The 22,639-nt window shown below is 36.0% G+C and carries 22 protein-coding genes and 2 pseudogenes; 10 read left to right on the plus strand and 14 right to left on the minus strand.

The window, feature by feature from the left end; genetic code table 11:
• Positions 1 to 220: 220 nt before the first annotated feature.
• Both A9G23_RS11920 and A9G23_RS07065 read right to left on the minus strand, forming a co-directional pair.
• On the minus strand, positions 221 to 376 hold the full coding sequence (locus tag A9G23_RS11920; protein ID WP_218059501.1) for a YjeO family protein: 156 nt from the start codon (positions 374 to 376) through the stop codon (positions 221 to 223).
• 126 nt (positions 377 to 502) lie between these two features.
• Entirely contained in the window at positions 503 to 1,429 is a 927-nt protein-coding gene (locus tag A9G23_RS07065) for a TIGR01212 family radical SAM protein (protein ID WP_065586924.1), read from the minus strand.
• Positions 1,430 to 1,975: 546 nt separating this feature from the next.
• Between A9G23_RS07065 and A9G23_RS07070 the strand changes: the two genes are divergently transcribed.
• Genes A9G23_RS07070 through A9G23_RS07080 form a run of 3 tightly spaced genes read left to right on the plus strand, consistent with a single transcriptional unit; the run spans position 1,976 to position 5,540 of the window.
• Positions 1,976 to 3,100 carry a glycosyltransferase family 4 protein gene (locus tag A9G23_RS07070; protein WP_065586925.1) on the plus strand — a complete coding sequence of 375 codons (1,125 nt, stop codon included), beginning with the start codon at positions 1,976 to 1,978 and terminating at the stop codon, positions 3,098 to 3,100.
• Complete coding sequence (gene rfaP, locus A9G23_RS07075) at positions 3,093 to 3,896, plus strand: lipopolysaccharide core heptose(I) kinase RfaP (RefSeq protein WP_065586926.1); 804 nt, start codon at positions 3,093 to 3,095, stop codon at positions 3,894 to 3,896. The genes A9G23_RS07070 and rfaP overlap by 8 nt, the downstream gene beginning before the upstream one ends.
• A gap of 15 nt (positions 3,897 to 3,911) precedes the next feature.
• The gene (locus tag A9G23_RS07080) at positions 3,912 to 5,540 is read left to right on the plus strand and encodes a DUF2813 domain-containing protein (RefSeq protein ID WP_065586927.1); all 1,629 of its coding nucleotides are present in this window, start codon (positions 3,912 to 3,914) and stop codon (positions 5,538 to 5,540) included.
• 94 nt (positions 5,541 to 5,634) lie between these two features.
• On the opposite strand, the gene ettA is transcribed toward A9G23_RS07080, so the two are convergent.
• The gene (ettA, locus tag A9G23_RS07085) at positions 5,635 to 7,302 is read right to left on the minus strand and encodes an energy-dependent translational throttle protein EttA (RefSeq protein WP_065586928.1); all 1,668 of its coding nucleotides are present in this window, start codon (positions 7,300 to 7,302) and stop codon (positions 5,635 to 5,637) included.
• A 196-nt stretch (positions 7,303 to 7,498) separates the two neighbouring features.
• Here ettA and A9G23_RS11750 point away from each other — a divergent pair.
• Positions 7,499 to 7,603 (plus strand): annotated as a pseudogene (locus A9G23_RS11750) (IS3 family transposase); the annotation flags it as partial.
• A 49-nt stretch (positions 7,604 to 7,652) separates the two neighbouring features.
• Here A9G23_RS11750 and A9G23_RS11250 read toward each other — a convergent pair.
• Both A9G23_RS11250 and nfsB read right to left on the minus strand, forming a co-directional pair.
• Entirely contained in the window at positions 7,653 to 7,793 is a 141-nt protein-coding gene (locus A9G23_RS11250; protein ID WP_081296993.1) for an IS3 family transposase, read from the minus strand.
• Between the two features lie 699 nt (positions 7,794 to 8,492).
• Positions 8,493 to 9,137, minus strand: a complete 645-nt coding sequence (nfsB, locus tag A9G23_RS07090) for an oxygen-insensitive NAD(P)H nitroreductase (RefSeq protein ID WP_065586929.1) — start codon at positions 9,135 to 9,137, stop codon at positions 8,493 to 8,495.
• Between the two features lie 423 nt (positions 9,138 to 9,560).
• Here nfsB and leuA point away from each other — a divergent pair, with 423 nt between their 5' ends.
• From leuA to A9G23_RS07115, 5 genes are all read left to right on the plus strand, one after another.
• Positions 9,561 to 11,108: a 2-isopropylmalate synthase gene (leuA, locus tag A9G23_RS07095; RefSeq protein ID WP_065586930.1), complete on the plus strand. Its 1,548-nt coding sequence runs from the start codon at positions 9,561 to 9,563 to the stop codon at positions 11,106 to 11,108.
• A 68-nt stretch (positions 11,109 to 11,176) separates the two neighbouring features.
• A complete protein-coding gene (gene leuB, locus A9G23_RS07100) occupies positions 11,177 to 12,256 on the plus strand; it encodes a 3-isopropylmalate dehydrogenase (protein WP_065586931.1) in 1,080 nt (359 codons plus the stop codon).
• An 86-nt stretch (positions 12,257 to 12,342) separates the two neighbouring features.
• The gene (gene leuC / locus A9G23_RS07105) at positions 12,343 to 13,743 is read left to right on the plus strand and encodes a 3-isopropylmalate dehydratase large subunit (RefSeq protein WP_065586932.1); all 1,401 of its coding nucleotides are present in this window, start codon (positions 12,343 to 12,345) and stop codon (positions 13,741 to 13,743) included.
• Positions 13,744 to 13,754: 11 nt separating this feature from the next.
• Positions 13,755 to 14,357: a 3-isopropylmalate dehydratase small subunit gene (gene leuD, locus A9G23_RS07110; RefSeq protein ID WP_065586933.1), complete on the plus strand. Its 603-nt coding sequence runs from the start codon at positions 13,755 to 13,757 to the stop codon at positions 14,355 to 14,357.
• Between the two features lie 40 nt (positions 14,358 to 14,397).
• Positions 14,398 to 15,162: a class I SAM-dependent methyltransferase gene (locus A9G23_RS07115; protein ID WP_065586934.1), complete on the plus strand. Its 765-nt coding sequence runs from the start codon at positions 14,398 to 14,400 to the stop codon at positions 15,160 to 15,162.
• Positions 15,163 to 15,192: 30 nt separating this feature from the next.
• Here A9G23_RS07115 and A9G23_RS07120 read toward each other — a convergent pair whose 3' ends face one another.
• The 5 genes from A9G23_RS07120 to yccX all read right to left on the minus strand — a co-directional run bounded on the left by A9G23_RS07120 (position 15,193) and on the right by yccX (position 18,816).
• Positions 15,193 to 16,608: an RNA polymerase factor sigma-54 gene (locus tag A9G23_RS07120; protein ID WP_065587052.1), complete on the minus strand. Its 1,416-nt coding sequence runs from the start codon at positions 16,606 to 16,608 to the stop codon at positions 15,193 to 15,195.
• On the minus strand, positions 16,608 to 17,333 hold the full coding sequence (gene lptB, locus A9G23_RS07125; protein ID WP_065586935.1) for an LPS export ABC transporter ATP-binding protein: 726 nt from the start codon (positions 17,331 to 17,333) through the stop codon (positions 16,608 to 16,610). Before lptB ends, A9G23_RS07120 begins: the two co-directional genes overlap by 1 nt.
• 1 nt (position 17,334) lies before the next feature.
• Positions 17,335 to 17,889 (minus strand): lipopolysaccharide transport periplasmic protein LptA, encoded by a 555-nt coding sequence (lptA, locus tag A9G23_RS07130; RefSeq protein WP_065586936.1) that lies wholly within the window; start codon positions 17,887 to 17,889, stop codon positions 17,335 to 17,337.
• A 3-nt stretch (positions 17,890 to 17,892) separates the two neighbouring features.
• Complete coding sequence (lptC, locus tag A9G23_RS07135) at positions 17,893 to 18,456, minus strand: LPS export ABC transporter periplasmic protein LptC (protein WP_065586937.1); 564 nt, start codon at positions 18,454 to 18,456, stop codon at positions 17,893 to 17,895.
• Between the two features lie 81 nt (positions 18,457 to 18,537).
• Positions 18,538 to 18,816: an acylphosphatase gene (gene yccX / locus A9G23_RS07140; protein WP_141670049.1), complete on the minus strand. Its 279-nt coding sequence runs from the start codon at positions 18,814 to 18,816 to the stop codon at positions 18,538 to 18,540.
• Positions 18,817 to 19,083: 267 nt separating this feature from the next.
• On the opposite strand from yccX, the gene A9G23_RS07145 reads away from it, so the two are divergent.
• Positions 19,084 to 19,680: a CHAP domain-containing protein gene (locus A9G23_RS07145; RefSeq protein ID WP_065586938.1), complete on the plus strand. Its 597-nt coding sequence runs from the start codon at positions 19,084 to 19,086 to the stop codon at positions 19,678 to 19,680.
• A gap of 87 nt (positions 19,681 to 19,767) precedes the next feature.
• Here the strand turns inward: A9G23_RS07145 and A9G23_RS07150 are convergent, their stop codons facing one another.
• The 4 genes and pseudogenes from A9G23_RS07150 to A9G23_RS07160 all read right to left on the minus strand — a co-directional run bounded on the left by A9G23_RS07150 (position 19,768) and on the right by A9G23_RS07160 (position 22,637).
• Positions 19,768 to 20,451 (minus strand): GntR family transcriptional regulator, encoded by a 684-nt coding sequence (locus A9G23_RS07150; RefSeq protein WP_065586939.1) that lies wholly within the window; start codon positions 20,449 to 20,451, stop codon positions 19,768 to 19,770.
• A 75-nt stretch (positions 20,452 to 20,526) separates the two neighbouring features.
• Positions 20,527 to 20,721 (minus strand): annotated as a pseudogene (locus A9G23_RS11925) (IS3 family transposase); the annotation flags it as partial.
• A gap of 552 nt (positions 20,722 to 21,273) precedes the next feature.
• Positions 21,274 to 21,600 (minus strand): hypothetical protein, encoded by a 327-nt coding sequence (locus A9G23_RS07155; protein ID WP_065586940.1) that lies wholly within the window; start codon positions 21,598 to 21,600, stop codon positions 21,274 to 21,276.
• Between the two features lie 14 nt (positions 21,601 to 21,614).
• On the minus strand, positions 21,615 to 22,637 hold the full coding sequence (locus A9G23_RS07160; RefSeq protein ID WP_065586941.1) for a DUF4225 domain-containing protein: 1,023 nt from the start codon (positions 22,635 to 22,637) through the stop codon (positions 21,615 to 21,617).
• Positions 22,638 to 22,639 lie beyond the last annotated feature (2 nt).

Below are 22,639 nucleotides of genomic sequence, written 5' to 3' on the forward strand. Positions count from 1 at the left end.
AATACTGCATTAAAAAGTCAAAAAACACTCAAATATAGAATTGATTTTATTAAAGTTTTAATACAAATATTTTTAATAAAACAAATTATTTATAATGTTTTTGGGTTTATTGTGGATTTAGGTGAAGTAGTTTTAGGATGTTTTAAGCTGTTAACACCAATTATAACGTCCCAAAAAGACCATAAAAGATACACGATTGCTATCAAGAGGTATGCATATCTTATTTTTTTATTAATAATAACAGACAAATACTGGGAATTAAAAAGACTATAGGTTCGGCAGTATATCGTCCACCCGAAGGAAGTTGACACAGGTAGTCGATATCGCCTGATTCTAACATCCATTCGTAATGAGAGGTTGAAAATAAATTAATCAAACATAGTAAAAAAACAAATAGATAAATGAAACAAGTTTCATAATCGACCTAAAATCCTTTTAATTTAATTTAAATTATGATGTTATGATTATTTTACCTGCTTTGTAGTACCGTTCAAAAAAGCTACTACAACTTAAAACAATAACGATCGCCAATCGCGCTACCTTGGGCGCCAAATTGGCGCAAATTATGATCGACTGCGTTCATTGATTGCCAGTGGTTTTCGCACCAATCTGGCGCTAGCAAGGTTGGCTTTCTAGCGTTAGCTGAAATGCGATGATATAAAATATTGGCGGGCGTTTGCCTGATGATATCGCCAGCAATATCGACATATTGATCTAATGATAAAACGCCAAGACGCCCAGCTCGCCATGCTTTTGCCATAATACTGCCATCAACAATATGCAAAGGGTGCAATTTTAAGCCATCAACACCACTATTTAATACACGTTCAAGCGTGATTAAATTATCTTGTTTGGTTTCTTTGGGTAAGCCAATAATTAAGTGAGTGCACACTTTAATACCAAGATTACGAGCTTTTTGTACGGTTTGATGATAATCGTTAAAAGTATGTCCACGATTTATATCATGCAAGGTTTTATCGTGAGCGGTTTGTAAGCCCAGTTCTAACCATACTTCAAAACCTTGAGATTGATAACCTGCCAGTAAATCAAGTGCTTCATTCGGTACGCAATCAGGGCGAGTACCCACACAAAGCCCAACAATATCAGCACTATTTAGTGCCTGTTCATACATATTTTTTAGGATTGCAACTTCAGCATAAGTACTGGTGTAGGCTTGAAAGTATGCAAGATAGCGTTTAGATTTTTTCATTTGATGAGCTTGCGATACAAGTTGATCGGCAATTGATTTAACTTGAATCGACTCATCAATAATCGAGGCAACATTACAAAAAGTACACCCCCCCAAGCCGATAGTGCCATCGCGGTTAGGGCAGCTAAATCCCCCATGTAAGGTCAGTTTATAGATCTTTTCGCCATATCGACGCTGAAGATCGGAGCCAAAAGTATTGACAACAAGATGAAGTTGCATAATAGACCAAAAATAAAATTTTGTTTATTTTACGGAGTTAGAGGGCTTACTTCAAGCGGCGATGTATGGGATTATTTACTCATTAAATAATAAAATCAATTTCCTAACTCACTATTTTTGTGCTATGAAACAACCCTTTTAATTAAGAGTAAAGGTTTACTTATTTTTGATCAATAAGATTTATTGGCACATCTTCTTTTGGTTAAACTTATGTAACTAATTGATTTTATTGAAAAACAACAACAAGAAAAAATTAAATAAAATCAATACTCTACCTGAATGTTTTTTGGCTAATAAAGTATCGATTTTAATTAATGGTGAAGACTTACTTATCTTTATCTTCGCTTATTAAGGTTTACGAAATATTTCTTTTTTTGTTGAACTTATGTAAATGCTTAATTTTAACAAAAAACAACAAACAAAAATATCAATAAAATCAATATTCTACCTGAATGCTTTTTAAGTAAATTCTCACAAAACTAGCTATTTTTGCACCTTGCTTATCAACAAGTATATAATACCCCTTTCAATATTGAGGCAACCTGCATGCAACTGGCATTTTGTATCTATAAATATTTCCCTTTTGGTGGTTTGCAACGCGATTTTTTGCAAATTGCTAAAGCTTGTCAAGCTCGTGGTCATCGTGTGCGGATTTATGTGATGGCGTGGCAAGGCGATAAGCCTGCTGGCTTTGATATTATTTTGGTTCCTAAAAAAGGCTTATCTAATCATAGCCGTAATCAATCTTATTCCCAGTGGGTCAAGGCGCATTTACAAGCAAATCCTGTTGATTGTGTAGTTGGATTTAATAAAATGCCCGATCTTGATGTCTATTTTGCGGGTGATACTTGTTATGCTGAAAAAGTGTCACACAAGGGCTTTTGGTATAAGATATCAAAACGCTGTAAACACTATTTAGCCTTTGAAGATGCGGTTTTTAATCGACATAGTCAAACCAAAGTGATGGTTTTAACTAAACAACAAATCAGTGATTTTGTGCAGTATTATGATACTGAGCAATCACGATTTTACTTATTGCCGCCCGGTATTGCGCAAGATCGTCAATATCATCCAGAATCGCTCGCTAAAGGTAAGCATTTTAGACAAGCCAATCAAATTGATGAACATAATTTTGTGATGGTGCAAATTGGCTCAGATTTTAAACGTAAAGGGGTGGATCGTTCGTTAATCGCCATTGCAGCTTTACCTAACGAATTAAAGCAAAAAGTCACTTTTTTAGTGGTTGGACAAGATAAACCCGATGCTTATCAAAAAATGGCTAAACAACTGGGTATTGAGCAGCAAGTCCGATTTTTTGCGGGGCGCAATGACATTGCCGATATTTTATTTGCAGCCAATTTACTGTTACATCCAGCAAGGCAAGAAGCTGCAGGTATGGTTTTAATTGAAGGATTGGCCGCTGGTGTGCCGGTTATTGTATCAGGCATTTCAGGGTATGCTTATCATATACATGATGCAAATGCTGGAGTGATACTTGCTGAGCCTTTTGTACAAGCAAATCTCAATCAAACTTTGCAAAATGCTCTAACCAATCACGATCAATTACTAACATGGCATAATAATGCGATAGATTATGGCAAAACGGCGGATTTATATCATTTAGCGCAGCGTGCCGCAGATATTATTTTAGGTTGTGATAATCATGAATGAAATTAAGTTAAAATCACCTTTTGAGAAGTTGTGGTGTGGTAAAGATCCATTTGCTGAGGTTGAGTTAATATCGGGTAAAGTCTATCGTGCTGTTAAACAACGCAAAACGTTAAATTTTGAGCTTGCTGGACAATCTTACTTTATTAAAATTCATCGTGGCACAACGGTTAAAGAAATTGTGAAAAATCTAATTTCGTTACGTTTACCCGTTTTAGATGCTAAGCAAGAATGGGAGGCTATTCATCGCCTAGCGCAAGCGGGCATAAATACCATGGATGGGCGTGCTTTTGGACGCAAAGGATTAAATCCGCTGACTCGTCATTCATTTATTATCACTCAAGATCTTAATCCGACAATCAGTTTAGAAGATTTTACAAACTCGTGGCTAACTAAGCCGCCAAGCTATCACTTAAAGCGTTCTTTAATTGTTTATTTAGCTAACATGGTAGCAAAAATGCATGCAGCCGGTGTTAATCATCGTGACTGTTATTTGTGTCATTTTTTGCTGGATTTACCGTTATTTGAAAATCAGCAGCAAATCAAATTATCGGTTATCGATTTACACCGAGCACAGACTCGCAATAAAGTGCCTACTCGCTGGCGAGATAAAGATTTAATTGGGCTTTATTTTTCATCTACTAAAATTGGCTTAACTGATCGTGATATTTGGCTGTTTTTAAAAATCTATTTTAATAAGCCTCTGAAATTCATTTTGCATGATGAATCGAAATTAATTAATAGTACGCACAAAAAAGCAGAACGAATTCGTAAACGCACCGAAAAGTATCACCTTTAGCAATAAGGATACATTATGTTTATTGAACAAATTGATATTTCAGGATTTAAGGGGATCAGTCAGCTATCGTTAAAATTAAATGCGGGCTCTAGTGTACTCATGGGGGAAAATCGTTGGGGGCGCTCGAGTTTAATTAGTGCGCTACAACTGTTATCGCTTGATAATAAGTTTTATCAATTTGTCGATTCCGATTTTTACCATGACCGAAATGAAATCTATGGTAATAAAATTAATATCCAAATAACGTATTGTGAATCCTATCTCAATGAACTTAATAATCTAGACTATAAGTCATTATTACCCGTTGCCTATCATTCAGAGCAAGATAAACTATTTCGAATTACTTACCTAATTACGGCTAATAAGCAAGTTGATAAAATTATTACTCAGCACATGTTGGTGGATTTACAAGGTAAACCTTTTGCTTTTGAGAATCACGAGCCATTAATCGCCAATTTAATTGATCTCAATCCTGTTATGGCACTTAAGCATTCGATTAGTCCTCAAAATCTGCCCATTACCAATCAGCCGTTATCGGAATACTATACTTTGCAACTTTCTGAACAGTTAAAGGCTCACTCAGCACAATTAACGCAAGATCATCTACACCGCGGTTTGCAAGCCGCCAAAGCGTTGTTAGAATATTATTTTGCTGATCAAGAGCATCGTTACCATTATAAGCAAGTAGCCAAACAAGGGACGCCACGTAGTGAAGATTGGGATTCGCTTGAGCGTATTAATAATGTGTTGGATGGGCTTGATAACGACTTTTTACGCACTGCATTATTGGGTATTTTAGGTTCTATCATCAATGCCAAAGGGAATAATTCACTTTTGCAAAGTTCTGTGCCCATTTTGATTTTAGAAGAGCCTGAAAGCCAACTGCATCCTATTATTTTGTCGGTGGGTTTTCGGTTGTTAAAACATTTTCCTACGCAAAAAATTATTACCTCAAACTCGAGCGATTTAGTTTCGTTATTTCCATTAGAAAGCCTTTATCGGTTAATTCGTCTGCCTGATAAAATAGTTTCCAAATACATTGCTCCCCATTCATTAAGTATTAGCGATAGCCGTCGTATTGCCTTTCATATTCTTTACCGGCGCTCAAACGCCTTATTTGCACGATGTTGGTTATTAGTCGAGGGCGAAACCGAAGTGTGGTTATTGCGTGAGCTTGCAGAACAAAGTGGTTACCATTTGAGTTCAGAAGGAGTTCAGCTCATTGAGTTTGCTCAGTGCGGCTTAAAACCACTCATAAAATATGCCAATAAAATGGGCATCAATTGGTATGTGATAACTGATGGAGATATGGCTGGTAAAAAATATGCCGATACCATAAAATCGCTATGTGGTGACGATAAAAATCCCAATGATTACTTAACCGTTTTACCAGCCCGAGATATTGAAAACTTTTTATTTAAACATGGATTTAGCCACGTTTATAAACTCGCTGCTTATAATACCACACAGCATATTGATCTGCCTGTACATCAAATTATTCAAAAAGCGATTCATAAAAGTTCAAAACCTGATCTTGCGATTGCCATTTGTGATGATGCAAAATCACGTGGAATAAACGCCATACCGCGTTTATTAACCGATACCTTTGCCAACATTATTAAAGTTTCTAAGGCGTTAGTTTAAGTCATCGCTGTGTAAAAAATATTTTAAGATAGATATTAAGAAGATAAAACCATTCCGCTGACATTATTTCAGCGGAATGGAATGCAAGTTAAGGCTATTTAGTGATTCGTTTATATTTAGCGCGTTTTGGCTCTAATGCCTCAGCACCCAATGTGCGTTTTTTCCACTCTTCGTACTCGGTAAAGTTACCCTCAAAGAATTCAACATGACCTTCGTCTTGGTAATCCAAAATATGGGTCGCAATACGATCTAAAAACCAACGGTCATGCGAAATCACTAAGGCACAGCCCGGAAACTCTAATAATGCATTTTCCAGCGCACGTAGCGTTTCGACATCTAAGTCATTGGTCGGTTCGTCAAGTAACAGAACATTACCGCCCACTTGCAATAATTTAGCTAAATGCACGCGTCCACGTTCACCGCCTGAAAGTTCACCCACTCGTTTTTGCTGATCAACACCTTTAAAGTTAAAACGACCAACATAAGCACGGCTTGGAATTTCAAAATTACCAATACGCATAATATCTTGACCATTTGAGATCTCATCCCAAACAGTTTTTTTATCATCCATGTTATCGCGGAACTGATCAACCGAGGCTAGCTGCACAGTTTCACCTAAAGTAATGGTACCTGAATCAGGTTGTTCTTTGCCTGATAGCATCCTAAATAGCGTTGATTTACCTGCCCCATTTGGACCAATAATGCCAACAATTGCCCCTTTAGGAATGCTAAAAGACAGATTATCAATCAACACACGATCGCCATACGATTTAGTGAGGTTATTCACCTCAATCACTTTATCCCCCAAACGTTGCCCAGGTGGAATAAATAGTTCGTTAGTTTCGTTACGTTTTTGGTAATCGTTGCTGTTGAGTTCTTCAAAACGGGCTAAACGGGCTTTGCTTTTTGCTTGGCGCCCTTTTGGATTTTGCCGTACCCACTCAAGTTCTTTTTCAATCGATTTACGACGTGCCGATTCGGTCGAGGCTTCTTGCGCTAAACGCTGATCTTTCTGTTCAAGCCAAGATGAGTAGTTACCTTCCCATGGAATGCCCTCACCACGGTCAAGTTCTAAAATCCAACCAGCTACGTTATCTAAAAAGTAGCGATCGTGAGTTACCGCAACAACCGTGCCTTCGTAGTCATGTAAAAATCGTTCTAACCATGCAACCGATTCCGCATCTAAGTGGTTGGTTGGCTCATCAATTAATAACATATCAGGTTTTTCCAGCAATAACTGACAAATAGCCACACGTCGGCGCTCACCACCCGATAAATTTTCAATTTTCGCATCCCAATCGGGTAACCGCAACGCATCGGCTGCCCGTTCTAATTGGTTATCTAAATTATGCGCATCTTGCGCTTGAATAATGGCTTCTAGTTCAGCTTGTTCTTTAGCCAATTTGTCAAAATCGGCATCAGGATCGGCATAAGCAGCATACACTTCATCTAATCGAGCCAGTGCTTGTTTAGCATCACCAACTGCTTGTTCTACAGCCTCGCGCACGGTTTGTTTAGGATCTAATTTCGGCTCTTGTGGTAAATAACCAATTTTAATGTCAGGCTGTGGTCGTGCTTCACCTTCAATTTCGGTATCCACCCCCGCCATAATGCGCAGTAAAGTAGATTTACCCGCACCATTTAAACCCAGCACACCAATTTTTGCACCAGGGAAAAAGCTTAAAGAGATATCTTTTAAAATATAGCGTTTAGGGGGAACAATCTTCCCAACGCGGTTCATGGTATAAACATATTGCGCCATAAAACATCATCCGTTTAATTGATTAAAAATAGCAAAAAGTATTTGCTATATGACTAATGGCGTATATTGTAGCGATTCTGAAGATTGGGTCTAGGGTTATTTGTTAGAATTTGGATAATGATTTATACATCAACGTGCTATAAATGATGATTTTTAAAAACATCACTGACCTATTCCCAAAAATAAATGATGACCCATTGATTTTGCCTTCGATCAGCTCGCTAATCATCGTCGATTTAGAATATTGAATGTAGTAGATGATTTTTCTAGGAAATTGTTAAGTCAACTGATTTCAATTTCTGATCCTCGCCAAAATATGAGACAGTGCCCACCTCTATCATTTTGTCGTTTTAGTAATATTGTTGTTCATATTGTTCTGGTGATACCCAGCCGTTGGCTGAATGACGGCGTATTCGATTATAATAGATTTTAATATAATCAAATAGTGCTTTATTAGCCAGCTTCTTCGTTTTGCAGTAACAATCATGAATAAGATATGATTAGGCTCATCGTCCTTTCTGAAACTGGATATCCTACATCTCTAACATCATGAAATAGACTCGATGCACCCACACGTGCCTTATGCTGCTAATATTGCTTTTTGATATACTCGCTGAGTTTGGCTAATTTGTTTGTTTTTTTAACCCTGCATAATAACCCAATGCACTAACGCCAAGTAACGGACATATCTGGGTCATGGATGATTTTCCATCATAATCATCGTACCAATCAAAAATTCACGAAACCTACCTACCCCCAAAAATTAATGGAAAAGCAGAAAGAAAGATACGTATCTTAAAAAATGTGGCAAAATCAGCAAATATTTAACGATTTAAAAAAGAGAAAAAATTTTAAGGGGTTTATTTATTTTTATAAAACGGTTAAACCACATAAAGCGATTTCGGGTAAAACGTCTTATAAGTTTTCAGAAAATTATTTTAAACATGAAGTATAAATAACCCAGTGTTTCCCACAGTGAATGATGTTATTGGTCTATCATTATTTATAATGATGATTTAAGTATAAACGATAGCGCGAGCAGAATAGTAAACTACTATTCGATAAAATTTAACCATTTCATAACAATTATCTTTGTTTAATATAAATAGTTGGTGTTGGTTAAATAGAAATAAACTATAAAAATATCCCCCATATTTATCACAATTAATAGGGGGATATTTCAAGTTATTTTATAAAAACGTAAAAATTTGCTCTTTCGGTAAGCGTGATTTTGGTCGGTGTGCATTGCCGTCATTTTCAGCTCGATAGCCTAATGTGGCAACAACAATACTTTTAAGACCTTTGCTTTTAAGATCTAAGATTTCATCCATTTTTTTGGCGTCGTATCCTTCAATAGCCGTTGAATCAACACCAATTGCCGCTGCTGCAAAAAGCAGTTGCCCTAATGCGAGATAAGCTTGTTTACTTTCCCAACATTGTTGCGCTTCAATGGTTGCACTATTGAGGTTTACAAAGTGCCGACGACCTTGATCTTGCGCTTGTTTAAGATCGGCTGAAGGATATCGACCGTCTTTATCTTCTTGATTAAGCAGATTGACTAAATGGGCTTCATCTATTGGCGTTTTAATACAAAAAACAATAGTGTGCGAAGCGCCAGCCACTCTTGGTTGATTAAATTCAAGTATAGCGGGTAAAATTTTATTTTTGGACGCATCATTATCAATAACATAAAAGTGCCATGGTTGTGAATTGACAGATGATGGACTGTTTCTTAAAACTGTTAATAATTGTTCAATCTGATCGGCGGGAATTTTTTTGGTTTCATCATAATGTTTAGTGGTATAGCGTTTTTGAGAAATATCAACTATATTCATTGTTGTGCCCTCATGAGTTATGCTTTCAATTATTATAATAAAGTTAAGTTATATCTCAACTTATCATTTTAATAGATGGGTTAAATAGCAAAGCAAGACTTGATAGATTGTGTATTTGTTATTTTATTTAAAAAATAGAATATTAAGTTCGAAAAAATGATTGACATCAGCCATATCATTTGATAAAAATACTACTAATTTAGTCTATATTACAATCAAATTTGAGATTTTATGTTTGTTAACTATTTATCACTCAACCTTAGCTTCCTCCTCGCATCTTTTTGCGCGGATAGTTTTTGTGTGGAGTAAAAAGATAGTTTATTGAATAACTCTACAAATTAACAAAAACCCGCGCTAAAGTGCGGGTTTTTTTGTTTTTGCAAAATAGAGCCCGTGATAGCGCCTAATAAAAAGGAAAAAACGATGAACGATCAAGTCATTATATTTGATACAACGTTACGTGATGGCGAACAAGCATTACAAGCAAGTTTGAGTGTTAAAGAAAAGTTACAAATAGCGCTTGCATTAGAGCGAATGCGAGTCGATGTGATGGAAGTTGGCTTTCCTATTTCATCACCTGGTGATTTTGAGTCAGTACAAACCATAGCAAAAACTATTAAAGATAGTCGAGTTTGTGCCTTATCTCGTTGTGTTGATAAAGATATTGATGTTGCTGCCGAGGCATTAAAAGTTGCCGATCAATTCCGAATTCATACTTTTATGGCAACATCAACCTTACATGTTAAAGATAAATTAAAAATGACATTTGATGATGTCATTGAAAGGGCTGTGCACTGTATTAAGCGTGCACGTAATTATACTAATGATGTGGAGTTTTCTTGTGAAGATGCAGGCCGTACCCCAATTGATAACTTATGTCGTATCGTTGAAGCAGCAATTAAAGCCGGGGCAAGAACGATCAATATCCCGGATACTGTCGGTTATACTGTCCCTTATCAATTTGGTGGCATTATTCGTACCTTATTTGAACGTGTCCCGAACATTGATCAAGCGATTATCTCTGTGCATTGCCATGATGACTTGGGCATGTCGGTGGCTAACTCGATTAGCGCGGTTCAAGAAGGTGCTCGCCAAATTGAAGGGGCGATGAATGGTTTAGGCGAACGTGCGGGTAATACCGCACTTGAAGAAGTGATTATGGCAATCAAAGTTCGTCAAAATATTTTAAATGTGCATACTAATATCAATCATCAAGAAATTTATCGCACAAGCCAGATTGTCAGTCAAATTAGTAACATGCCAATTCCGGGCAATAAAGCAATTATTGGTAGTAATGCTTTTGCTCACTCGTCCGGGATTCATCAAGATGGGGTTTTAAAAAATCGTGAAACTTACGAGATTATGACCCCAGAATCAATCGGTTTAAATCAAATTCAATTAAACTTAACCTCTCGCTCTGGGCGCGCCGCGGTTAAACATCGTTTAGAAGAACTGGGGTATCACGATAAAGATTATAACTTAGATCAAGTCTATGAAGCGTTTTTAGAACTGGCTGATAAAAAAGGTCAAGTGTTTGATTATGATTTAGAAGCATTAATCTTCATCAATCAATTGAAAGATGAAAAAGAACATTATGTTTTGGATTACTTTAATGTTCAGTCAGGTTCAACAGTGGTTTCAACTGCTTCAGTCTGTTTATTAATTGGCGATAAAAAGTATTCCGATGCAGCAACAGGTAATGGTCCTGTCGATGCGGTTTACCAAGCCATAAATCGGATTACTGGCGAACCTATCTCGATTGTTAAATACCAATTAGCCTCTAAAGGGCAAGGCGAAAATGCGTTAGGGCAAGTGGATATTGTTGCCGAATATAAGGGGCGTAAATTCCATGGTGTTGGACTTGCAACTGATATTGTTCACTCATCCGCTTTGGCTTTAATTAATGTATTAAATAATGTGTATAGAGCAAATCAAGTTGCCCAAGAAAAACAAAAATTACACCAAGATTAACAAATAATTTGTTTTGCTCGTTTAACAGCAAAATAAGAAAATTATATGAGATTGTAAAGGAATAAAAAATGTCACAAAACTACCATATTGCAATTCTGCCCGGCGATGGCATTGGCCCAGAAGTGATGAAACAGGCCTATAAAGTACTAGACGTTATCCGTCAAAAATATCAACTTTCTATCACTACTAGTGAATACGATGTCGGTGGTGCAGCAATTGATATTCATGGCTGCCCATTACCTAATGACACTCTTGAAGGCTGTGAAAAAGCCGATGCTATTTTATTTGGCTCAGTCGGCGGACCAAAATGGACTAACTTACCACCCGACCAACAGCCTGAACGCGGTGCGTTATTGCCACTACGCAAACATTTCAAATTATTTGCTAATATGCGTCCTGCTCGCTTATATCAAGGATTAGAAGATCTTTGCCCATTACGTGCCGATATTGCCCAGCGTGGTTTTGATATTTTATGCATGCGCGAATTAACTGGTGGTATCTATTTTGGTTTACCGAAAGGACGAGAAGGAAGTGGCGCGCAAGAAAAGGCTTTTGATACAGAGGTGTATCACCGTTTTGAAATCGAACGTATCGCTAAAATGGGCTTTGAAGCCGCACGTTTACGTCGTAAAAAAGTGACATCAATTGATAAAGCTAATGTACTACAAACCTCAATTTTATGGCGCGAAGTAGTGAATGAAGTTGCTAAACACTATCCAGATGTCGCACTTGAGCATATGTATATTGATAATGCCACCATGCAATTAGTTAAAGATCCTTCACAGTTTGACGTAATTTTATGTTCAAATTTATTTGGTGATATCTTGTCTGATGAATGCGCCATGATAACTGGCTCTATGGGTATGTTACCTTCTGCCAGCCTTAACGAGCAAGGTTTTGGATTATACGAACCCGCGGGCGGAAGTGCGCCAGATATTGCAGGTAAAAACATTGCTAATCCAGCAGCACAAATTCTATCTTTAGCATTGCTAGTACGTTATAGCTTAAAAAGAGATGATATTGCATCAGCTATCGAAACAGCCGTAAATAAAGCATTAGAGCAAGGCTATCGTACTATTGATCTAGCCCAAAAAGAGCAGCCAGTATCTACTAATGAAATGGGCGATATTATTTGTAAGCTGCTTTAACCGCATGGTTTGATTATAACCGTAAATAAAATAATGCGATAAACCCAGTCTTTAGTACTTGTTGTAAAAATAATAAGGAATATGCAATGTCAAAAACACTGTATCAAAAATTGTATGATGCACATGTCGTTTATGAAGCACCAAACGAAACACCTATTTTATATATCGATCGCCATTTAGTGCATGAAGTCACCTCTCCACAAGCATTTGATGGTTTGCGTGCAATGAATCGTAAAGTGCGTCAGCCTCATAAAACTTTTGCGACCATGGATCATAATACTTCAACCAAAAGTAATGATTTAAATGCTTGCAGCGAAATGGCTCGCATTCAATTAACTGAACTGGCAAAAAATGCCAAAGAGTTTGGTGTTTCGTTATATGATTTACAAAGCCCATTACGTGGTATTGTCCATGTGGTCGGTCCTGAACAAGGGATGACTTTACCCGGTATGACTATTGTGTGTGGTGATTCACATACCGCAACACATGGCGCATTTGGTGCACTAGCATTTGGAATTGGCACCTCTGAAGTTGAGCATGTCTTAGCCACCCAGACCTTAAAACAAGGCCGTGCTAAAACCATGAAAATCGAGGTTAAAGGTCAAGTAGCTAAAGGGATCACGGCCAAAGATATTATATTAGCGATTATTGGTAAAACTACCAGTGCTGGTGGTACTGGGCATGTGGTTGAGTTTTGTGGTGATGCCATCAAATCATTATCAATGGAAGGACGCATGACATTATGCAATATGGCAATCGAGATGGGGGCTAAAGCTGGTATTATTGCGCCAGATGAAGTGACTTTTGAGTACTTAAAAGGTCGTCAATTTTCACCAAAGGGGGACGATTTTGAAAAAGCTGTTGCCTATTGGAAAACCCTAAAAACCGACGACGGCGCGCAGTTTGACACCGTGGTCACACTTGAAGGTAAAGATATTGCACCTCAAGTCACTTGGGGAACAAATCCGGGTCAAGTCACGTCCATTGATGCAACAGTACCCAATCCCGATGGTTTCTCTGATCTCATCGAGAAACATTCCGCAGAGCGCGCATTAACTTATATGGGATTAACCGCTGGCACCAAAATGACAGATATTAAGATCAATAAAGTGTTTATTGGCTCATGTACAAATTCGCGAATTGAAGATTTACGTGCAGCAGCGCTAATTGCTAAAGGTCGCAAAGTGGCAGAGGGTGTACAAGCATTAGTCGTGCCAGGCTCAGGTCCTGTCAAAAAACAAGCCGAAGCCGAAGGATTAGATAAAATTTTTATCGACGCTGGTTTTGAATGGCGTTTGCCGGGCTGTTCAATGTGCCTTGCAATGAATGACGATAAATTAGCACCAGGGGATCGCTGCGCATCAACTAGTAATCGTAATTTTGAAGGGCGCCAAGGGCGGGATGCCAGAACACATTTAGTCAGCCCTGCTATGGCTGCTGCCGCGGCTATTACTGGTCATTTTACTGATATTCGCAAACCGTTTTAAGGAGACTTGTCATGGCTAAATTTACAAAACATACCGGATTAGTTGTTCCTTTGGACGCGGCTAATGTTGATACTGATGCAATCATTCCAAAACAGTTTTTACAGAAAGTAACACGTACTGGATTTGGTCAACACGCCTTTCATGAATGGCGATTTTTAGATGATGCTGGCAAGCAGCCTAATCCTGAATTTGTCTTGAATAAACCCCGCTATAAAGGTGCCAGCATTTTATTAGCACGTGAAAATTTTGGATGTGGTTCTTCTCGTGAACATGCCCCTTGGGCATTAGCTGATTATGGATTTAAAACCATCATTGGTTCAAGCTTTGCCGATATTTTTTACAATAACTCATTTAACAATCAGTTACTATTGGTTAATTTATCCGAAGACGATGTTGATGAGCTGTTTAAAATGGTCGAAACCAATGAAGGCATTGAGTTTACCATTGATTTAGTCAATGAAGTGGTTATTGCCGGCGACAAGCGATATACATTTAAAATTGATACTTTTAAACGTCATTGCTTGTTAAATGGGTTAGATAATATTGGCTTAACCTTACAACATGAAGAAGCGATTAGCGACTTTGAACATAAAATCCCTTCATTTTTAGCTTAACTTTTGGGCGCTTATTTGCGCCCAATAATGAGAATCAACAATGGCAACACATCATGACAATGTAAAACAGCAGTTTGGCGAACAAGCCAATGCTTATTTAACCAGTAAAGTACATGCTCAAGGGCCTGATCTTGAATATTTATCTAACCTACTTATACCACATTCCGAGGCAAGTCTACTTGATATGGGATGTGGCGCAGGTCATGTCAGTTTTATTGCGGCAAAATATGTTAAACATGTTACAGCCTATGATCTTTCAAATGAAATGTTATCGGTTGTAGCGCAAACATCGAAAGAGCGCGGTTTACAAAATATAACCGTTAAGCAAGGTTATGCGGAATATCCACCTTTTACTGATAATCAATTTGATATTGTTGTCAGCCGTTATTCAGCACATCACTGGCATGATGTCGGCAGAAGTATTCGACAGCTCCATCGCATAACTAAACCTGGTGGTAAATTAATTATTATGGATGTTGTTTCACCTGGTCACCCTGTATTAGATATTTGGCTTCAAACCGTTGAAGCCTTGCGTGACGCATCACACGTTCGAGACTATACCCCCGGTGAGTGGTTAACCTTTTTAACTGAAGCTGGTTTTGTCATTAATAATATAGTCCGCCATCGTTTAACACTCTCTTTTGATACATGGGTTAAACGAATGCGTACTGCTGAACAGTTAATTGAGGCAATACGAATTTACCAAGAAACAGCAGCTGACGATACAAAAAATTATTTTGAACTTCAAGCAGATGGTTCTTTTACTACAGATATGATGATTATTGAAACTGAAAAAGTCATCTAAAATCATCCGTGGTCATAAACAGATTTAAATTTAAAGTTGTTTACGTTGGCTTGATGGCGGAATTGATAAGACTTCACGATATTTTGCTACGGTTCGACGGGCAATCATAATACCTTGTTCTTCAAGGATTGCGACCAATTTACTATCACTTAATGGCTTTTTGCTGTCTTCTGCCAATATATATTTTTTAATTAAAGCACGAATAGCTGTCGACGAAGCTTCACCACCTGATTCTGTGTTTACATGACTAGAAAAAAAGAATTTTAACTCAAATATTCCTGTAGGGCATTGTAAATATTTCTGTGTTGTCACACGGGAAATGGTTGATTCGTGCATGTCAATTGCCGTTGCAACATCAGATAAAATCATTGGTTTCATGTATTCAGTACCGTGTTCAAAAAATGCTTGCTGATGCTCAACAATAAATTGACTTACTTTAAGTAATGTTTCATGACGATTTTCAACACTTTTAATAAACCAATTCGCATTTTGCAAATGTGAGCGAATATATTGGCTATCACTTTCATTTGCTATCTTTTCCATTGCTGCATATTGCTGATTAATACGTAAGCGCGGCATGGTGTCATTATTCAAATCGACAACCCAGTTTCCATTCACCTTTTTTACTAAAATATCAGGGATCACATAATCTGGTGGTGTGGTATTGACTGAATCACCAGGATACGGCTGTAAATGTTGAATAAAATTGACTGCTTCTTTTAACTGCTCATCGCTTGCGTTTAATACTTTTTTTAATGTTCTATAATCTCGCGTCGCTAACAAATCTAAGTAGTTCTCAATAATTTGTTTAACCAGTAGTGGACAGGTTAAATGTTGAATTTGAATGGATAAACACTCTTGTAACGATCTGGCTCCCACGCCAATTGGATCAAAATGCCAAATACGCTTTAAAACAGTTTCAACTTCGTTCAATTCAATCTCGTCATTACCCTGCTCTTCCAAAATTTCATCTAATGAAACTGTTAGATAGCCTCGCTCATCAATCGCTTCAATAATCGACACCGCTATCGCCCTATCAATATCACTAAAAGGCGTTAACTCAAGTTGCCATCTTAAATAATCATGTAACGTTTCGTGAGTTTCACCTTGGTAGATAGGCAATTCATCATTACGATAATCAGAGTGAGTGCCAGAGGGGGTTCCAGCGGTATAGATATCATCTAGTGAGGCATCTAATGGGATATCTTCGGGTATTTCTCGGCTATCTAAGGCTTCACGCGTATCGATATTTTCATCTTTAACGTTTTGTTCAACATCAATTTCGTGATATTGATCGGCCACTTCGAGCAATGGGTTATTTTCAAGCTCGGTTTGAATCTCTTGTTGAAGCTCTAAAGTTGACAACTGTAACAATCGAATCGCCAATTGTAATTGTGGTGTCATGGATAATTGTTGAGATACTTTCAGTTGTAAACTGGGTTTGATCATAATCTGAACTCGTTTCCTAAGTAAACGCGTTTTACATATTCGTTATTTAAAATGTCACTTGGTGAACCCTCAGCAATTAAATGTCCTTTATTAACAATATAAGCACGCTCACAAACATCTAACGTTTCACGGACATTATGATCGGTTATTAATACGCCTAGCCCTCGATCACGTAAATGTTTAATGATACTTTTAATATCTATCACTGAAATCGGATCGACACCAGCAAAAGGTTCATCAAGCAAAATAAATTTAGGATTAGCCGCTAATGCCCTTGCTATTTCAACTCGGCGCCTTTCACCACCAGATAGAGATTGACCTATGCTGTCACGAATATGCGTAATATGAAACTCTTCAAGTAATTCTTCGGCACGATCAATTTTTTCATTTTTATCAATATCTTTGCGCGTTTCTAAAATCGCCATAATGTTATCAATAACAGACAATTTTCTAAAAATAGAGGCTTCTTGTGGTAAATAACCAATGCCTTTTTGAGCCCGTTCATGTAAAGGTAAAATGCTGATATCATGATCATCAAGGTAAATTTTGCCTGCATTTAAGGTCACAATACCAACCACCATATAAAAAGTGGTGGTTTTACCTGCGCCATTTGGTCCTAATAACCCGACGATTTCGCCAGAATTAACGGTTAAACTCACATCTTCAACTACACGGCGTTTTTTGTATACTTTAGCTAGATTTTCCGCTTTTAACATTGACATTTTATTTATTCATCTCTTTAACTTGGTTTGGGATGATAGTGCTTTTTACTCGCATATTCTTACCTGGTTGCGCTAATATTTGCTGTTTTTTGACATCGTAAGTAATAAGATCACTAATAATATGATTGTCCTGTTGAAATAATTCGGCATTACCTTGTAAAACCACATTATTTTGTTTTACATTGTAAATAACTTGTGAAGAATGACCCGTTACAATCTTATTGTTTTCCGGTAAAATTTGCTTATAATTCACTGGATTTCCATAGGCCGTGATTTTTTGTTTTACCGTGTCTTGCGTGTCTGTTATAACCACTTTATCTGCTTGTATGGTTAACCCTTCTTGAACAATGACAACGTTACCAATAAATGTAATTGTGTTATTTTCAATATCAATTTGTTGATTATCCGCATCAATCGTAATAGGTTTATTATCGGCGAACATCTTATGGTCTTCTTTAGGTTCTACTGATTGCGTAGTAGATTCATTTGCAAAACTACTTAAAGAGATAGGTAGCAATAAAATTAATGAAAAAACAACTTTTTTTAGCGAAATCATGTTTTATTTTGCCTCTGTATTATAATATGTTTTTACATTTTCAAGTATGTTAGCCGTTTTTGCATGCAAATCACCCGCTAATCCAATACCTGTTGAATAAAACCCCACACCATTAACGATGACAGGATCTTTTGATGTGACTAGTTGTGAAGTTAAATCTATCACGGCATTATCTGTTTTTACTTGTTTTAATTGAGCTTCTTTTGTCAAATTATCTAATTGTACATCATGATAAAGATACAAAAGTTTATCACTCGTTAGTATCGCTTTCTTTGCTTTAATATGCCATGCAGCTAAATGAACTTGATCATAAAAAGTAAAATTGGGCAAATCAAATTCAGTATTGTCTGAATCATCAAAGTGCCTAATATTACTGGACTCAATTTTATAAATAAGCTCACCAGATAAGTCGTAAATATTTGTTAACATTTCATCACTTTGATAATTCGGCTTATCTGATATATTTTGGGTTGATTTGCTTACTACATCATCTCCTTTTTGATAATTGTAATAAACACCGATAACAACAATGAGAAGTAAAAAACAGATAAGATTTTTTTTATTCATAACATACGTTAATCACATTAATTAGAAATTATTATTTCGAATGCCCAAAATTTTAATTATTCTACTTTATTTTTTATTAAATTAATATCGAACATTAAAAGAAGTTAAATCGTTTTGTGGCAATAATTCGCAAATATTTACACATGAAATACGCGATGATGCAGGCCCGCCATTTTTAACCCATTGTGTTAATTTGGCTATTTGTAAGCTGTCACCTTGAGCAATAATTTCAACATCGCCGTTATCTAAATTTCTAACATAGCCAACTAAACCAAGTTTTTGAGCTTGCTGATAAGTAAAAAAACGAAATCCTACACCTTGTACACGACCACCAACATTTATTTTAACTTTCTTAATCATCCTGTAGCCTTATTTTATGATTAATTCAAACATATTTATCTTAATGATGAAATACTAATTCAGATTGTAAATACTAAATATAATTCTCTATCATGACTAAATAACTTATATAAAAAGTGAACACCATTCAACGAATAAATACGACACTTGCAGTATTTTATTTTAGATACACTAATAATAATGTTTTTATTATTCGATTAAATTTTATTTTTTAATAAAATAAGCGATCATGATTAATAATAAATAATTAAAACGATGGAAATAAAAATGTTATTAAAATATAAAAAAAGCTTGTTCTTTCTTTGTCTATTTTCTGTATTGAGCTACTATACACTCTATCCATGTGCTTTTGCCAATATTGAATTTGATAAGCAAAAAATTGGCAAAGTCGTTGATGAATTTAATGGAGTGAAAGTCTATTATAATGGTAGTATCCATAATGTAAGTGGAAGAAATATCGCTAAAGACGGCTATAACTTAGGTCAAAAATATCAATGTGTTGAATTTATTAAACGTTATTATTATCAGCGTTTTAATCATAAAATGCCAAATAGCTATGGTCATGCTAAAGATTTTTTTGACCCATCAATTGCTGATGGAAAGATCAATCGTCAACGCAATTTACTACAATTTCATAACGGCTCACCCACTAAACCACAAGTTGACGATATTATTGTCCTTAATTGGTCTAGCTATGGACATGTTGCTATTATCAGTAAAGTAACCGACAACGAAATTGAAATTGTACAACAAAACCCAGGACCTAATGCAAGCAGTCGAGCAACCTTTCCTTTAATTTTTAAAAACGGAAGATGGACAATAGCGGATTTTGGAGTTTTAGGTTATTTGCGTAAAAATCAATAACCGTCAAAATAAATCAGATTATAAAAAGATAAGCAACATAATTTTATTCATAACATAAAAAAGAATAATCGAGAGCTTTAATACATACTAATCAATAAACCATTCATTCTTCTGCTTGGATACTATTTTTATTGTCTCTAAAATAGCCGATAAATGTTCATGTTGAGCTATTGCAGCGAGCTCCGGATCATGTTTTTTTAAAGCTGTCAGAATTTTTTCGTGTTGTTTAACAAGATTTTCTGGAGGAGAAATCTGTTCTAATGAAAGAAATCTGACTCTATCCATCATTGCTTTAATGTTCTCGACACTTTCCCAAGCCATTTGGCAATCTATCACATTCATTAAAATTTGATGAAACTCATCATCTTTTTCAAGAAAATAATGAATATTCTTGTGCTTATTAGCTTGTTTTTGTTCATCAAGATTTTTTTGCAGCAATAAAATATCTGCCGCACTAATCATTAGTGCTGCTTGTTTGATAATTGCACACTCAACAGCATCTCGTATAAATTGGCCATCAATAACTTTTTTAATCGATATTTTTGTAACAAATGTTCCTCGTTGCGGAAGAATTTGCACAAGTCCCGCTTCAGCTAATTTAATGAACGCTTCTCTAACCGGTTGCCTTGAAACACTAAATTGACTAGAAATCTCTTTTTCTGACAGTAAAACACCAGGCAATACTTGACAAGTAATAATCGCTTTTCTTAATTTACGGTAAATTTGTTGATTAACGGGTTCTGAAATATTTAAGTCGGCAGATTTAAACATATATCATTCTTATGGTAAGGAACAAAATAAGGAAGAATAGTAGGATATTTTTAGGTATAAGAAAAGTTTTTTTGATTAGAATGGCAACACATTTTCAAACAAAAAATTAAGGGGTAAGTGTTTTTTAAATTTAACGGGAGGCAAATAGCCTAACGAAGAATGTAATCGTTTATGATTATACCAATAAGCATAAGCCGAAAAAGCGCATTGTAACTCAGCCGTTGAGTTGAAACGTTGGCCTTTTACTAATTCCGTTTTAATTGTTTTAAATGCCGCTTCCGCTACCCTTTGTCATTAGGTTAAATCCGCAACAACAATTTGTTCTTTATCACCTACATCAAATTGTCGTTGCAGGTGATTTTTGTCGATTTTTGATTGATACGCTGGTTATCACGCAGTTTATCTAAACAAACATTTATCTAACAAACAAAGACAGTAGAATTTTTGTTAAAAAGTTTCTAGAGCACACTACGTTTATGTATAAAAACAATAAAAATCAAATAGATATTAATGGGTGAATATTCTCTAGTTTGCTGTTTTGTTTCATTTTTAAGTAAAGGTAAACCTTTGGTAACAACGTGTAGCATTTCACCCGGATAGGTTTTGTTATAGCATTTAGCCAAATTGGTGACCGTTATTTTTTCTTTATGATATAAGCGCCATATTTCTTGTCTGTGATAAGGCGTTAATTTTGTTTTTTATGTATATTCATTACAGTCGTTTCTCAAATTACTGTAAACAACGCGAGGAATTTCTACAATTTGTTTGGAAGGTAATGCGACAGTTGTTAATGGTGGAAAGCTAACTTCACTAAAGTCATTATTATTTCCATTTTTTCTTTTTCTTTTTTAAATACTCTTTTGGGCTTTCTAACCACCCTATGCTAAAAATGTAAATACAAATAAATATTCCTGATGAGAAAAGTAAAAGCTCATAGTCAGAACTATAGTTATGGATTGTTTTTCTATGTCCGGCAATAAACGCCTCGAAAAAAGCAACGATATAATTTAAAAACAACATAATGCGCCTTTGCCATTTCAACTTTTTATTATATTGATAATCACTTATTGTATATTGTCTAAAACGATAAGTAATAATAATAGGCATAATTGAAAAAAAGTAATACGCAATGTAAATCAATATAATCATCTGTGTTATTCCTGTTATTCAATAGAACCTTCTTCAATATGGCCATCAAAATATTGCCGATATGTAGTACCATCCAAGCGCGTGCACAATGAATAATTAGGTTGGTCATCTACATCAGATTCACTACCTGTAATACGTATTACTATTGCACAACTATCTACAATTTTCTCTATATTATCAATCTGTTCGGGATTTGAAATATATAGATTCATCTCATCAAGCTCATTGTTTTTAAAAAAAATATTTTTGCTTTGTTCATAAATTTCACTTAAAGACATAACATCACTTACTATTTCAGAACTTAACAACCATTTATTCATCTGTCTATATGCTCGTGTCAAATCCTCTCTACCATAATGAAATAATTTGAATTTTGCTGAATTAGCGCGATTAAATTGATTAATTGCAAAACTTTTATCAATTTTAGGAACTAATTTAAGTTTACCATGTACGGATATACCGATATCAACTAAATCATAAGCCAAAGAACCTGCCTCTTTAGACATTCCTAATCCTACCGCCGCATCTTGATACATTGATTTTAAAAAACCATCCTCACCAGTTATCCCTTCTTGAATACTATTAACTCCATGCGCTGCTACATATGAGCCAAGTATACAACCCATACCAGTTGTGCACATTGCAAACCCCGTCATCATCAAGCCTGCACCACCTAAAACACTTAGTCCCCGACCTACCCAGTGCAGGCTTTGATCCCATAAACTCTTTTCTTCAGATTTTATCGCTTCTGAGCCTTGTTCATAGCTCATAGCTCCGCTTTCGACTTGATTTACAATGTGCGTGGCAAAATTATTAATATCATCAATAAAATCTTGTTTTATATCATCATGGTAAAGGTGTTTTTCACAAACTTCATGCGCACAATCAAGTAAATTTTGAGCGTCAAGACAAATCTTTGTTTTATCTTCATTTGATGCTACTAATGAATTAATTTGTGTGTGAATATCATTTTGCGCGATTGTTGAAAATGTATTATTAATAGGATTTGACTTATTTGTATAATAGGGGGTTGCCACAT

It is taken from the genome of Gilliamella sp. App4-10 (genome assembly GCF_001690495.1).
Classification (GTDB): domain Bacteria; phylum Pseudomonadota; class Gammaproteobacteria; order Enterobacterales; family Orbaceae; genus Gilliamella; species Gilliamella apicola_G.